This is a genomic window from Roseateles sp. P5_B10, assembly GCF_056400485.1.
Genome location: NZ_JBFULE010001466.1, coordinates 1 through 703 on the forward strand (window position 1 = coordinate 1; position 703 = coordinate 703).

The 703-nt window shown below is 57.2% G+C and carries 1 protein-coding gene; it reads right to left on the bottom strand.

The features are described from left to right. Positions 1–261: 261 nt before the first annotated feature. Positions 262–703: arginine deiminase family protein (locus AC1DU6_RS34005; RefSeq protein WP_477862819.1), on the bottom strand; the 442-nt coding region annotated here is incomplete at its 5' end.

Below are 703 nucleotides of genomic sequence, written 5' to 3' on the forward strand. Positions count from 1 at the left end.
GGCCGTGTAGGTGGGGGACAGGGATCCAACAACACTCCATGTCGGGCTCATCGACGTATACTCAACCGTTTTGAGCTCAGTCAGGTCGATGTCGGCAGCTATTGCCCCGCTGGCATAAAGGAAGCTTGTCGCTGCCATAACAATTCCGGATCCGCGCATTGCACACTCCCCAGACAATTACTCTCCGTCGGTCGATGGTGCTGGCTTCGATAGTAGCAGCCTCATGATCTCGCTCCCCCGAGCGGAGAATGGCCGATAGTGCTAGTAGTCCACGGCATCGCGAATGATCGGACAAGTCATACAGTGACCGCCACCACGGCCGCGACCGAGTTCCGCGCCGACAATCGTAATCACCTCGATGCCTTCCTTGCGAAGCAGCGTGTTGGTGTAGGTGTTGCGATCGTAAGCATAGACGTCACCCGGCGATGCGCAAACGAGATTTGCGCCGCTGTCCCATTGAGTCCGCTCCCGCTGATAGTCACTGCCACCAGCTTCGACCACCCGCAGCTTCTTGAGGCCCAGTGCTTCCTCGACGACGCCGACAAATGACTTCTTCTCCGCATGCAACTCAACCCCACTCGGATGATCGCTCGGACGATAGGAATAGGTACGTGTCTGGTTCATGAAATCCGGCGCGAGCAATACGCAGTCGCGGTCGGCGAATGTGAAAACAGTATCGAGATGCATGGCCGCACGGATCTTC